Genomic DNA, 14,962 nt, shown 5'->3' with positions numbered 1-14,962 from the left:
ATCCACACCAAAGTGTTTTAATCAATAGCAAAGATGCTTCGAGTAGGAGTCTGCACGACGCAAAAAGCGCAAAAACCTATGACTCACATGGGCAGTGTCACCAAATTTATAAATGTTTGGTTTTAACTAAAAGAAAACTCCAGCACATCAAAACAAGCACCTAGTGTGTGGTAGTCACATTTAGCACCTGCTTCGCTCTTTTGATTACTGTATTTTTGATTTGCACCAGTCAGTACTCTGAACCAAGCACCGAACTCATGATCTACAAAGTGCTGCCAACAATAGTCCCAAAGCTCGGTATACTGCTCTAGATACTGTGGTTGTTTAGTCTCATCAAACAACATAGCCGCAGCTGCAAAGCTTTCGGCTTGTACCCAGAAGTATTTATCGCTATCACAGGTTTGATAGTCAGTATCAAAGCCATACACTAAACCACCGTGGAAGGTATCCCATGCCTTGCTATACGCAATATCAAAAAGGTACTGTGCTTTTTCAACAAACTCAGGTCGCGCTTGAAAGGTATTAAGTTGCATCAGTAATTTAGCCCATTCTGTTTGGTGACCTGGTTGAAAACCCCAAGGGCGATACAAGTTTTTTGGGTCGCCTTTGTTGTATTCAAGATCTGGCTCTAACTCTGGCGTAAAGTGCTCATACACTAAACCTAAACTTTGCGCTGAAAGCTCAAAACAAAAACGATTGGCTAGATGCTGTGCTTTTTCAAGATAAATAGGAGATTGAGTCGCATCATAGGCTGCGATTAACGCTTCACAAATATGCATATTTGCGTTTTGACCGCGGTAGTCACATAAGCTGCCATCATCGTAAATGGTATCGGCATAGATACCCTCTTCAACTTGCCAAAATCGCGATTCCAGCAAGTCGAATGTTTCACTAATTTTAATATCAGAGTCAATTACATCAGCTTTATAACAATGGGCGTAGCACAGCAATACGAACGCGTAGCCGTAGGCTTGTTGTGTCATGTCTTGCGGTTGGTTGTCTTGCAAAGTCCACGCATAAGCTTTAGATGATTCACGCCAATGTTGTTGCTCCACATAGTCCAATCCATGCTTTGCAATGGCTAAGTATTCGTCGTTGTTTAACAGCTTTGCCGCACGACAAAAGTTCACAACCATACGTGTGCTACTGACAAGCTGACGAAAGCCATTATTAAATGTTGTGCCATCGTCTAAGTAGTTTTGAAAATAGCCACCAAGGTCATTGTCGACACAACGGTCTTTATAAAAGTCGACGATCGATTGACTGTGTGTTGTTAAAAATTCTGAGTTATAAAAATTCACGTGTGTTTTACTCTAAAAAGGCAGCATCGTATGTGCCACTAAATTGTTCGTTAAATAAGTCGCTGACTTGTGTGAAGCTTGGCAATGCAGGGAAAGCGCCTTGTGTTGACACAGCAATGGCGCCTGCGCAACTGGCAAAAGCCACAGTACTTTGAATGTGTGTTTCGCTATGTAATAAGATTTCAAGTTGGATGGTTTCGCTAAGCAAGTATAGAATCGCGCCAATAAAGCCATCGCCACCTGCAGTGGTATCAACCACCTTCGTTTTCGCTGGGCTCACGTGACCACGGAATTGTTTGCTCACATACTCAATCTCATCACCGCCATTAGTGATCAAAATAAGCTGACAATTTGCCGCTAAACAATCAGCTAAGTACTGCTCAGGATTACCTTGTGCTAACAGTTCGAATTCTTCTTTAGCAAACTTGACGATATCGGCTTGTTTCACCACTTGGTTCACCAATACAATATCAATTTTTTGATCTTTCCAAAGATTGGCGCGCAGGTTCACATCAAAACATACCTGTAAGCTAAGCGCTTTTGCTTGTTCAAGCACAGTTTGCGTGGTTGCCGCAGCACCTGATTCAGTCAAAGTATTACTACATAAATGCACAATTCGGTTATTTGCAAACCATGCTTCGCTTACTTGCTCTGGTGTGAGCAAAAGGTCAGCGCTGTCTTTTCGCATAAATGTAAAGCTTCTGTCACCGCTTGCGTCTAAGTGCACAAAAGCCAGAGGCGTGGGTGCAGTCTCGTGTCTTAACGTAAACTGAGTATCAACACCGTAATGGGTAAGGCTGTGAATTAAAAACTCACCAAACTGATCGCTCCCAACCTGTCCGGCAAATTGCGCCCGCCCACCGAGTTTGGCCAAAGCCACCGCAGCATTGGCAGGCGCCCCACCAGGGAATTGTCGATAATCGTTAATGTTTAAACCATCTTGTTCTTGGCTTTGAAACTGCAAAAAATCGATCAGCGCTTCGCCATAACATAACACCCCACTCATGCAGCACTCACCTCTTGCGCTCGACCTCTATACTGGCTCATAGCAAAAAATAGAATGTAGACATAGGCGAATAGCGGCACTAAGAAACTCACTTGTACTGAGAACTTATCAGCAACGACCGCTTGAAGTAGAGGGAAAACAGCACCGCCAACAATTGCTTGACATAGTAAGCCCGAGCCCTTTGCTGTTAGTTGACCTAGACCACGAATTGCTAAACTGAAAATCGTTGGGAACATGATCGAGTTAAAGAAACCAACCGCTAATACACTCCACATTGCTAACTTGCCGGTGCTAAACACAGTGAGCATCAATAGCACCGCGGCCATGACAGCATTCAATGCCAATACCAAGCTTGGCGCATATTTACGCATCAAAATTGAGCCGATAAATCGACCTATCATCGCGCCGCCCCAGTAGTAAGCCACCATGTTGCCCGCTTGTTTTGCCGTCAAACCGCCAATTTCAGGGCGTTCGAAGTAATTCACTAAGAATCCACCAATAGAGACCTCAGCACCAACATATAAGAAAATACCCAGCGCCCCCATAACAAGGTGCTTTTGCTGCCAAATTGAATCGCTAACTTCAACGTCTTTTTGCTGTTCAAAATTCAGCTTAGGCAGTTCGATAAATTTGAACGAACAAGCCACTGTGATGGCTGCCAGTGCGATTAAAAAATAAGGCAGTTGAACTTGCTCTGCACCGGTACTGCTGCTGGTTGCCGAAAGAATGAAAAACGTACCAAACAATGGCCCAGCCGTATGACCCAATGAATTAATCGCCTGTGCCAAATTCAAGCGACTGGCCGCATGCTCTGGCTCGCCTAAGCAATTAACATAAGGGTTTGCAGATACTTGCAACACGGTAATACCGCCTGCAAGTATAAATAGTGCGCCTAAGAATAACGTATACTCTTTTACGCTTGCTGCTGGAATAAACAGCAAGCAGCCCAGAGCTAACGTCAATAAGCCAATAAACACGCCATTACGATAACCAAATTTCGCCACCACGCGACCAGCCAATGGCGACACTAAAAAGTAAGCACCGAAGAAACAGAACTGCACCAACATAGCTTGGGTATAGCTCAGTGAAAATTCTGCTTTCAAGAATGGGATCAGAATGTCGTTTAACGCGGTAATAAAACCCCAAATAAAGAACAAGCTGGTCATGGCATAAAACGCCATTTTTTGATTAATTTGCTTCGCCATGATTACTTCGCCTCAGAAGTTGCAACTAGAGGAGCTGCGACTGAATAAGATGGTGGACGATGCTCAAGTGCACCACCAAACTCGGGGCTCGGTTTTGTATCTAGGGTAAATTCTAGCAGCTGTGGCGCATTAACATGGGTTTCGTCAATCCAGCTATTTAGCGTGTCTTTACCATTGATTTTTAGATTTTTAATATAAATGTGTTCGGCGCTTGCAGCTGGCGCTTGAATGGTAATATTACCAATTTTTGCCTGTTCAAATGCTGGGCTTGATAACACCATGTCTGCTCGACCCGGGTAAAACGGATACATGCCTAATGCCGAGAATACATACCAAGATGACATCTGACCTAAATCGTCCTGACCTGGAATACCAGACACTGAGTTATGCCAAAGTTGCTTCATGGTCTCACGCACCGTCTGCTGCGTTTTATATGCATCGCCTGTGTACAGATACATCCAAGGCGTGGCAATTGATGGCTGATTCGAAACGTCAGCATATTGCGCTGAATCACGATATAACACCCAAGTGCCATCAGGTTTACGCAAATGTGAATCTAAACGCTCAGACATTATCTCATCACCACCTAATAATTGGCTTAGTCCTTGGCCATCAAACGGTAACATCCATAAATACTGAGCCGGGCTGCCTTCGACAAATAAGTGGCCACTGAATGGGTCAAACGCTTCTTTCCAGCTACCATCTTTATTGCGGCCCTGAATATAGCCAAGCTCTGAGGTCGCTTTAGGGTTATAAAGGTTTTTCCAATAACCTGAACGCGTGAGCATTTCAGTGCTGTGTACGTCTTTACCTAAGCGCGCTGCAAATTGTGACATGGCAAAATCAGCAGAGACTTGCTCTAAGGTTTCGCTCGCCCCTTCCCACGAATTAGATTGATCAGATAAGTAATTCAGCGTTAGCCATTCATCTAAAGATGGTTTTTGACCACGACAGAAAACCGGGCAACCCACGTCTGATAAATCGTACTCTGTTGGCACTGTTGAGGCTTTGTACAAAGACTCGTACGCGCCCTCAATGTCAAACTTATCTGCGCCAAATGCCACAAAGTTAGCAATGGCAATCGCTGATGGGTCGCCACTCATCACCCCTGTTGGGCCATTGTTGTGCGTCCATCTGTCCCAAATACCATTAAATTGATTAGCTTGATTGAATAGCGACTGAGCAATATCACTGGCAACTTGCGGGTGCGTTAAACTCACTAACTGTAGTTGTGAACGATATACATCCCAGCCTGAGAAGTTCGCGTACTGCGCCGTTTGCTTGTCAGTGATATTATGAACTTGTTGATCAAAACCTCGGTACTCGCCGTTCACATCACTAAAAATATTTGGATGAAATTGACTGTGGAATAACGCCGTATAGAAAGTCGTCAGTAAGTCTTTATCGTCAGACTTCACTTTCACGCGACTTAGCGCATCGTTCCAACCCGCATAGGCTTTGTCTTTTATTTGCGCAAAGCTTTGCTGAGCTTGTTCTTTGGCTAAGTTCTCACGGGCATTGTCTAGGCTTACGTAAGAAATACCCACACGCATTGTCACAGGTTGTTTTGCTTTAACGTCTAAATCGACCCATAGACCTGAGCCTTTACCCCACTCTGGCACACCGGTTTCACCATAGCCCATACCGCCTTGGCTAGAAGTCACATTGGCTGCTACCTTGTTATCAACATACGCACCGCTGCCTGTGATCGGCGCATCAATTTTCGCCACAAAGTGTAGTGTGTAATAATCGCGACGATTATATTCGCCTAAGTAACCGCAAAAGTTACCACTGGTGACATAACCACTCACCTCTCCTTTTTCTAAATCCACTTGGGTAAACGCATCACCACTGCCCAGCTGCGAATAAGCCGTTCTGAAAATAAGCTTGGCTTGCTCTGGCGAGTCAAAGGTAAATTCGGCAATACCAGTTCGATCGGTTGCTGATAAACGTACATCAATGCCAGAATCTAGACCTACTTGGTAATAACCCGGAATGGCAGTCTCATCATCGTGGCTAAAATTCGCGCCATAATAGGCGTTAATTTTATCGGTCGCAGGAGAGTGTTTAATGGCTTGATTAAACGGTAAAACTGGCACATCGCCTGACGCACCTAAACACCCGGTGCCTGACAAACGGGTAAAAGAAAAGCCCTTTAAACGCGTCGCTTGCCAGTTGTAGCCGCCCGGTGACACAGGAACACGCACATTGTCTTTATTAATGCGCTTGCTGATCCCTTCGCTTTCTTTCAATAACGCTTCAGTGTAAGCGTGCTCAGGGCCAAAGTTGAACATACCAAATGGCTGCACTGCACCCGGCACAACGTTTGCTGCTTGGCGATGGTTAAAAGGACCTTTTGTACCAATAAATGGATTAACAAAACTGGCTGGATCTTGCACATATGCAACGTCTTTACTGTTTGCTTGCTCAGCAGGCTTTGCTTGTGCATCTTCATTGCGGTTATCGCCGCAGCCGCTGAGCGCAAGGCTCAGCGAAACCGCAGGCGTAAAAAGAAGCAATGAACGAGAGAATGATTTTTTCATGCTTCTGTTCCTTATTTAAAGAAGTTGTTGTTCACAGGGTTACTCATTGATGGCGGACGTGACGACAGTGATTGACCAAATGATTTGTTAGGTTTAGCTGACATCGTAAACTCTAATGTTCCACCAGCTATTATGTCATCGTGAGTGATATAGCTTCGCTCAAGCCTTTTTCCATTCAAGCGTGCATACTTTACATATTTGTTTTTCTTAGAAAGACCTTTTGCAACCACAGTAAATTGTTTGTCGTTTGCCAATGCTAAAGAAATTTTCGGTAATTGTGGTGCACCTAGTGCGTAAGTTAAATCACCCGGTGATACTGGGTAGAAGCCCATTGCCGAGAAGATATACCACGCCGACATTTGGCCAACATCGTCGTTACCCGCAAGACCATCAGGCTTGTCTGAAGACAGCGTATCCATGATTTGACGAATACGTGCCTGAGTACGCCAAGGCTCGCCCGCATAATTATAAAGGTAGGCAATATGATGGCTTGGCTCATTACCGTGAGCGTATTGACCAATTAGACCTGCAATGTCTTCGTGCTCTTTGATTTTTTCGTACGACAGCTCAGTTTCGAAAAGCTCATCTAGACGCTCAACAAATTTCTTGTCACCACCTTTTAGCTTAATTAAACCGTGCACATCTTGTGGTACATAGAAGCTGTACTGGTAGCTGTTACCTTCGGTGAAAGCACCCATGTATTTTGCTTCTTGCGGATCAAAGTCTGGATTCCATGAACCATCTTTCATGCGACCACGCATAAAGCGTACTTCTGGATCAAACACGTTTTTGTAGTATGTCGCACGCTCGTAGTATTCAGCCGCTGTTTTCTTATCACCAAGCGCCGTGAAGAATTGACCAATCGTATAGTCATCATATGCATACTCTAAAGTGATAGACGTTGACTCAGCTAGAACGTCTAATGGTACATAACCATATTGTTTGTATTCAGGAATGGCATCGTAATGCGGGTGGTTTGCAGTATCGATCATGGCTTTTTTAGCCAGCTCAACGTCGAAATCACGAATGCCTTTTAGATACGCATCAGCAATGACTGATACCGCGTGATAACCGATCATGGTCCACGTTTCATGGGCTTGGAACGACCAGATAGGTAACATTTTGTCCTGGCTCTGCTGATAATGATCAAGCATTGAAGAGATCATGTCTGATACTTTGTCAGGCTCAATGTAAGTCAATAATGGGTGCAGGGCGCGATAGGTATCCCATAGTGAGAATAGCGTGTAGTGCGTGTGATCTTTCGCTTGGTGAATTTCACCATCAACACCACGATATTGACCGTTCACGTCTTGATATACACTCGGTGCTTGAAGTGCGTGATAAACCGACGTGAAGAACTGACGCTTTTCAGATAGCGAGCCTTCTACTTCAAACTTATCAAGTGACTTGTGCCATGTGTCGTCTGCTTGCTTAACCACTTTGTCGAAATTCCAATGCGGAATTTCAGTCTTTAAGTTTTCAAGTGCATTTGATTTACTAACCGCTGAAATACCCACTTTCACCATCAGTGGCTCGCCTTTCAGACCTTCAAAGTCTGCAACCACTTTAATGGCTTTACCTGCCGCTTCTGGGATTTTGTAGTTAACAATGGTCGATGGCTTTTTGCCATTACCTTCGGTTAAGCAGCCATTACAACGGTAACGTGTGTTATCTAGGTTAATCAGCTCGATATCGCTAAACGGTTTTGAAAACTCAATGGCAAAGTACATTTGACGATTATTCGCCCAGCCATTGGTCGCACGGTACGCTAAAATAGTACGGTCGTCGATAACGCGCACATCACTCCAAATGACTTTGTTTTTGAAGTTATAAATGCTGTGCGTTAAATCCATTAACACACTGCCTTTATCATGTTCTTTAAAAGTGTATTTGTGCATGCCTACGCGGGTAGTCGCTGTGAGCTCAGCATTCACCTTGTAGTCTTGTAACCAAACTTGGTAATAACCCGGCTTTGCCGTTTCATTGTCATGACTAAAGCGAGAACGATACCCCGCATCTGGGTTGTCAGCTTTGCCCGGCTCTAACTTCACTTCGCCCGTAATTGGCATCATTAGTAAATCGCCAAGATCTGAGTGACCCGTGCCGCTAAAGTGGGTATGCGAGAAACCTACAATGGTGGTGTCGTCATAATGATAGCCCGCACAACGCTTGTAGATTTCTGGCTGTGGGTCAATGCCTCGAAATACAGAGTCGGTATCTGGGCTCAATTGCACCATACCAAAAGGTACAACTGCACCTGGGAAAGTATGGCCATCACCGCCAGTACCAATAAATGGATCTACATATTGCGTGTTTGCTGCAACTTGTGTCGCACCTAACATCATCACACCGCCTATGACGAATGAGTAAGTCATGCGTTTAGCACTGTGCCACCCGTGGCTTATCGTTTTCATTGTTTGCCTCTTTGCCAAATAGCCTAAATAAATATAGATACCAATCTTTAACGATTGGTATTGGAATGAGCCGATTATCCTTTAATTTCCTATTAAAGGTAAAATGGAACGTTCCAAGAGTAATTTGAATATACTGATCGATTTGCTAGAATACAACCCATTGCGACAAAATTAATACCAATACTCTTAATTAAGTGTTCAATTTTGAGGCAAAGAAAGCTTTCGATAACAAGGCAAAAATTTTGCTATTTAGTTGTTCTAAATGAGAAATTTTTAACGCAGTTAGCGGTAGCTTTATTCCTTCAAAAGGATTACGTATTATTGAGTATTGGTATAACCACTGGTTGGCGCTGTTATTGAGACAACCACATTTTATAGATAGCCAAAATTTGAAAACAAATAATACTAACAAGCAGTCTGTCACTGTACATGACGTAGCCCGTGTAGCGGGTGTTTCAAAGTCTACGGTGTCACTTGTTTTACGCGGCAGCGATAAAGCCAGCGACCGCGCAAAAGAAAAAGTACTCAAAGCCATCGAAGAAACAGGATACGTATATAATCGTGAAGCCGCAGCGATGCGCAGTAAGTCTTCAGATTTAGTCGCTATTGTGATCAACGACTTAACCAACCCTTATTCTGCAAATTTAGCGGTTGCCCTTGAAAAACACATTCGTGAACTGGGCTTAATGGCAACGCTCGTCAACACCAGCGAAAATGCCCTAACGCAAACGCAAATTGTAGCCAAACTGCAAGAATACCGTGTGAAAGCCTTTATTATCTGTCCAACGCCAAACACCCAAGCAAGCTGGCTCAATCAATTACAAAAACCGCATACGCAAGTGGTCAGCATCATGCGTCAAGTAGATGGCAGCCAAGTACCTTGTGTATTACCAAATAACGAAATGGGCGCTTATAACGCGACGAAAGCGTTAATAGCACGAGATCATAAGCACATCGCCTTTATTGGTGGTGATGCAGCAATATCGGATTACCACCAACGTTTAGCTGGCTTTAACAAAGCTGCCAAAGAGCAAAATGACATACAAACTTGGGTGTTTAATAGCACCACAAACCGTCACGGTGGTCGACTTGCAATGTCAGAATGTTTAGCCCAAGTGCCGCAAGTTGAATCTGTGGTCTGCTTTAACGACATTGTGGCTTATGGCGTGATTGAATATCTAGCCGAGCAAAACTTAAAACCTGGTGCTGATATCGGTGTGATCGGATTCGATGACTTGGACGACTCAAAATTAATGAGTGTGCCACTGAGCACAGTAAAGATTGATGCCAACGATATTGCCAAAGCCGTGTGTCATATCTTGAAAAACGACACGCAAAAAGGATTAACTCAAGTCCCAGTAGCGTTAATCGAACGTAGCTCATAGTTTTTTGCAGTGCTAAAAAGCACTGCTTATCTCCTCTTATTTATTACTTTTCGATATAACCCAATCAAGTTTCATTTATTGCAACAACATAAGTTATAATCACAAATTATTAACACAGATAAACCACTAAAAAACATAAAAATATTAATAAAAAAGCCATCAAAATGTAAATTTTACGTAAAATAAAATTTGACAAATTTCATGCTCGAGCAAACCATTAGAACGTTCCAAAAAAACATCATTCAGATCTGACGATTTTAGATCAGAATAAAATTGGAACGTTACAATTAAAGGAAGCTATTATGAACAACATCAAATTGATAAGAAAAACACCACTTGCTCTATCACTATTGTTGGCAGGTTTAACAAGCCAAGTGTATGCAAGTTCCACCACGAGTAATGACCTTACTCAATTAGATCCAAATGCCATAAGTGCATCAGCAGAAAACAGCCAATATGGCGAAACTGCGGATAAGGCGTTTGATGATAATCAATATTCCAAATGGCTCACTTTTGAGCCTACTGGGTGGATAAGCTATCAGTTCTCAACGCAGCAAGTTGTTACTGGCTATAGCATTACTTCGGCAAACGATGCACAACAGCGCGATCCGCAAGATTGGCAACTTCAAGGCTCTAACGATGGTTTAAATTGGACAGATTTAGACACCCAAACTAATCAGAGCTTTGCTTCACGTTACGAGAAAAAACAATATTCGTTTAATAACCAAGACGCTTACACCTTTATTCGTTTAAATGTAACAGCAAACAATGGGGCGAATATTCTACAATTGGCCGAAATAGAGCTATTTGGTGGTTCAGTAACACCTCCACCAGTTGATAACTTGCCACTGCAAGACAGCCAAAGTTTAAACCAAGGAAGCTGGCAACATTACGGTCCATTTAACGTAACAGGTAAAGTAAAAGCGACGACTTCAGGCTCTGGTGATGCGGACCTATATATTGGTCTCGGTAGTCAACCAGATACAGCAAACTACACCTGTGCCAGTACTTCACCCACTGCAACTGAAAGTTGCGAAGCGCAAGGCAATAATCTCTACGTCTCTGTTTACGGCTGGTCGCAGACAAACTATCAAATCAATATCAATGAAGAAAAAGACTCAGGTGGCGGTGATGATGGACTATGGCAAAAGCCTGTTGTTGACTTTGTTGATATGAACCCAGAGACAGAGGGCTCAAGGCTGGTAAATCGTATACTTGGCAATCCAGCAAATCACATGGCACAACGCTGTATTGATGTTGCCCAAGTACTTTACACAGATCCTAGAGAGTCTTCTCGTTTTAGAAATTTGCGCTTCGAGCTTCGAGCATTGGATCCATGGGGTAATGACTTTGTTGCCTATAAAACTGGTAGAGATGGCTCTGGTGAAATGACTATTGCTGTGAGTACTCGTCACCTAGAAAGGCTGTATAGAGAAAGCGGCAATAACGATAATTCAATAAGAGATGAAATTGATGGCATTCTGTATCATGAAATAACACATGGTTATAATAACTCACCAATAACTCGGGATGGCTATGGTGATGCTGGTCCTTTTTGGGCATTTACCGAAGGACTTGCTGATGCAGTACGTATTGGTGCGGGCTACCACAAAACGCGTCAGCCAGACATTGGCAATTCGAGAAGATGGTTGGGCGGATACACAACAACGGGCTTTTTCTTACACTATATAAAACAAGAAAAAGATCCACTATTCATACGTAAGTTCAATCAATCAGCAGCTGATTATCCAAATTACACTTGGTCGTTTGACCGTGTATTTACCGACTTACTGGGGGTTGGCGTAGAGCAAGCTTGGAATGACTACGTACAGTTTATTCAATCTGGCGGCCAGCTACAGTATTAATTAGCTATTTACTTGTTATACATAATGCCTAGTCAGTATCTTACGACTAGGCATTTTTTTAATTAAGAAACATTCAATTAGTCTTTATATAAAATAATCAAGCAAAAATAAAAAGTTAAATCAAACACTCTTCACAAGATAACAAGCATAATTAAAGTTAATTTTACTCACCAAAAACAAACCAAACCCCTATTAATATCTAATTTATTCAATTTAAGAATATCTATATTCAAATTAATACTTTTTGGAACGATCCAATTTGATGATTTAATAATCAATGAAATAAATATTTCACATATACATTTTTTCCCTGAGAGCAAAGCAAGTGAATTTACTTCCTTGCTTTTTCAGATTAACAATCGAGAAGAATAATGAAAAACACAACATTTCTATACAACATGATTTCTTTGGCGATAGTTTCCTCCTTAGGTTCAAACAAAGCTTTGGCTGACCAGCTAATTGAGCAAGAAAAGGTCGAAAAAATCATCGTTACAGGTTCACGTATTGCTAGAACCAACCTTGTTTCTGCAGGAGCTGTAACCGTCATAGATAAAGACACAATTGAAGCAAGTCCATACAAAAACATTGGCGATATTCTGCAGACAATGACAGTTTCTCAGCCTACCGAGAATGCTTTATCCGCTAATGGTAGTGGTGCCATTCGCTTTAATTTAAGAGGCATAGGGACAAATCGCACATTGGTTTTATTGAACAATAAAAGATTACCTTATGGTGGCAAAGGCGCTGATTCATCAGTTGATCTTGGCGCTATACCGACCAGTATTGTTGAAAGAGTTGAAGTACTCATGGACGGGGCATCTGCGATTTATGGCTCTGATGCAATAGCAGGTGTAGTCAATATTATTACTAAAAAAAATTACGAAGGATTCGAAGTTACAGCTAGTTATGCAAATAACACCGACCTTGATGGCGCAAAAAAGCACATAGAGTTCGTTTCAGGCTTCTCTGCAGACAAAGGCAGTGTGACTTTTTCGGCAAGCTACTCAGAAGATGATGTTATTTATTCTGCAGATATTCCTTTTTCTGAAGTGCCTACAAACTTACAAAATGATGGTTCTCTAACATACCGAGGAAGTCGTTGGATCCCTTGGACCGCGGTGACAGATCCCAATGGCGTTCGTCTAACACAAGGACCCAATTACGGCGCTTTCCACGAGTATACAGATGCTGATGGCTACAATGACTTCGAACAAACCATATTACAACAGCCTACTGAAGTTTATAATATGTCGGCTTTTGCAAATTATGAGCTCGGTAATGCATTTCTTTCAGAAAATGTCGTTTTTGATTTTGAAGCGCTTTATACCCACAGAAATAATGATTCAAACTCGTCAGCTCAACCTCTGATCCCATGGATCGGTGGCTATGATGATATTCCTATTTCTAAAGATAACTATTACAACCAGCAATTTGGCCCAAAAGACGCCAACGGAAATAGTTACGACATATTTAAATGGTCTAAACGTATGAATGAATTTGGTTCACGTCAAAGTCGCTTTGATGCAAGCCAATTCAATATTGCCTTAGGACTAAGTGGTGACTTTGATGATGTTTGGTCTTGGCAAGCTGCATATACTTTTGGCCGCAATGACAACCAAGAAACACGTGAAGGCGTATTTAATTGGGCAAGAGTACGTGAAGCCGTTGGTCCAACGCACTTTGACGAAGCCGGTGTACTTAGGTGTGGCAGTGGTCCTGATGCAATAAAATTTATCCAAAGCACCTGTGTGCCTTTGAATGTTTTTATTAAGCCTGGCGAAACTCAAGCCGATGGTGCAATGGAATATGTATCGGGTGATTGGTCGAATGTCAGTTACGGTTACTCATCAATTAAAACCGCGACTTTTGATCTAACTGGTACAGTAATGACCTTACCCGCAGGTGATTTAGGCATTGCCTCTGGTGTCAGTTACATGGAACTCAAAGGTCTAAAGCAAACAGATAGTAACGCAGTTCATGCGATGACGACAGATGGTAATGGCCGTCCTACTGGTGGCGGCTACAACGTTTCTGAAGCATATATTGAATTGAATATTCCACTGCTAGACAATTCACCTATTGCAAAATCTTTAGAGCTAAACCTAGCTAGTCGCTATTCAAATTACAGTACTGGTGCTGGTAATACCACGAACTCTAAAGCCTCTCTATTTTGGACAATAAATGATGATATTAGTGTTCGCTCTACAATCAGCCAAGCCTTCAGAGCTGCTAATATTCAGGAATTGTTCGCAGGTCAACTCCCTTCATTCCAAGGTGGCACCGATCCTTGCAAAACAGGCCCTGAAGGTCCTTTGAGACCTCTCACACAGGCGAATGACTCGGGTTGTTTAAAAACTGGCGCACCTGCTTCCGGTTTTAGAGATGGCTTGGATTTGATCAGAACCAATACCGGTGGCAATCCTAACTTAGAGCCAGAGACAGCCGTTATACAAACGTTAGGGTTAGTATACACACCTAGTCAACTAGATGGCTTATCATTTACTGTTGATTATTATGACATTCAACTCGAAAACACCATTTCAAGATTTAATGCACAAAGAAAAATAGAGCTTTGTAATGAAACTGGGGCTTTCTGTGATGATATTCATAGGTATCAAAGTGGCCCACTTCACGGTGTCTTACTTGGTGTTGATGTCTACAATGAAAATCTAAACGCATCACACTATAGAGGCATTGATAGTGAGGCATTCTACAAGTTTTCAACCTCTCAATACGGTAATTTCAAAGTAAGTGCAAACTGGCACCATGCACTAAAGCATGAAATTAGCATTTTTGATGGCGCGACGACTGATTACGTAGGCACTGATTCTCGTAATGGCGGCTTTCAGCCTGAGAATCGTATTAATTTCAGTGTAAATTGGCAATATGCTGACTGGTCAGCAAATTGGTTTACCTATTACCTTGGTGAAGCAGAAACCGATGGTCGAAAGGAAAATGGCCAAGACACCAAGTACACAATTAAAGGCTGGTCATACTCAAACTTAAACGTCAATTACATGGCATCTGAGCAATGGCAGTACTCTTTAGGCATCAATAATATCTTTAACGTAGAACCAAGAAGGGTAATGAGAAGAGGCCAAGGTAATACCAATTCAATTGGTGCATACAGCGCTGCTTTCTTAGGCACTACATTCTACGTAAAAGCAACATACACCTTTTGATCTATATGTTATACGGCTTTCCTTTAAGTCGCATAACTTAATTCACAGCAATCATTTTACT

At 42.5% G+C, this 14,962-nt stretch carries 8 protein-coding genes; 3 read left to right on the top strand and 5 right to left on the bottom strand.

The window, feature by feature from the left end; translation table 11 throughout:
• Positions 1-122 precede the first annotated feature (122 nt).
• Genes CWB72_RS09345 through CWB72_RS09325 form a run of 5 tightly spaced genes read right to left on the bottom strand, consistent with a single transcriptional unit; the run spans position 123 to position 8,469 of the window.
• Entirely contained in the window at positions 123-1,301 is a 1,179-nt protein-coding gene (locus CWB72_RS09345) for an AGE family epimerase/isomerase (RefSeq protein ID WP_138630851.1), read from the bottom strand.
• Between the two features lie 7 nt (positions 1,302-1,308).
• Positions 1,309-2,307 (bottom strand): carbohydrate kinase family protein, encoded by a 999-nt coding sequence (locus CWB72_RS09340; RefSeq protein ID WP_138630849.1) that lies wholly within the window; start codon positions 2,305-2,307, stop codon positions 1,309-1,311.
• Positions 2,304-3,512, bottom strand: coding sequence for a sugar MFS transporter (locus tag CWB72_RS09335; protein ID WP_138630847.1), 1,209 nt, complete (start codon positions 3,510-3,512; stop codon positions 2,304-2,306). The genes CWB72_RS09340 and CWB72_RS09335 overlap by 4 nt, the downstream gene beginning before the upstream one ends.
• A 2-nt stretch (positions 3,513-3,514) precedes the next feature.
• Positions 3,515-6,055 carry a GH92 family glycosyl hydrolase gene (locus CWB72_RS09330; protein ID WP_138630845.1) on the bottom strand — a complete coding sequence of 847 codons (2,541 nt, stop codon included), beginning with the start codon at positions 6,053-6,055 and terminating at the stop codon, positions 3,515-3,517.
• Between the two features lie 11 nt (positions 6,056-6,066).
• Positions 6,067-8,469, bottom strand: coding sequence for a GH92 family glycosyl hydrolase (locus tag CWB72_RS09325; RefSeq protein ID WP_436409852.1), 2,403 nt, complete (start codon positions 8,467-8,469; stop codon positions 6,067-6,069).
• Between the two features lie 356 nt (positions 8,470-8,825).
• Between CWB72_RS09325 and CWB72_RS09315 the strand changes: the two genes are divergently transcribed.
• The 3 genes from CWB72_RS09315 to CWB72_RS09305 all read left to right on the top strand — a co-directional run bounded on the left by CWB72_RS09315 (position 8,826) and on the right by CWB72_RS09305 (position 14,901).
• Positions 8,826-9,854, top strand: a complete 1,029-nt coding sequence (locus CWB72_RS09315) for a LacI family DNA-binding transcriptional regulator (protein WP_252371521.1) — start codon at positions 8,826-8,828, stop codon at positions 9,852-9,854.
• Positions 9,855-10,156: 302 nt separating this feature from the next.
• Complete coding sequence (locus CWB72_RS09310) at positions 10,157-11,719, top strand: basic secretory protein-like protein (protein ID WP_138630843.1); 1,563 nt, start codon at positions 10,157-10,159, stop codon at positions 11,717-11,719.
• Positions 11,720-12,090: 371 nt separating this feature from the next.
• Complete coding sequence (locus tag CWB72_RS09305; protein WP_138630841.1) at positions 12,091-14,901, top strand: TonB-dependent receptor plug domain-containing protein; 2,811 nt, start codon at positions 12,091-12,093, stop codon at positions 14,899-14,901.
• Positions 14,902-14,962 lie beyond the last annotated feature (61 nt).

Origin of the sequence: Pseudoalteromonas phenolica (assembly GCF_005886345.1) — a bacterium.
GTDB lineage: Bacteria > Pseudomonadota > Gammaproteobacteria > Enterobacterales > Alteromonadaceae > Pseudoalteromonas > Pseudoalteromonas phenolica_A.
Note: the sequence above shows the minus strand (reverse complement) of the source record. Positions and strands in the feature narration are given on the sequence as shown.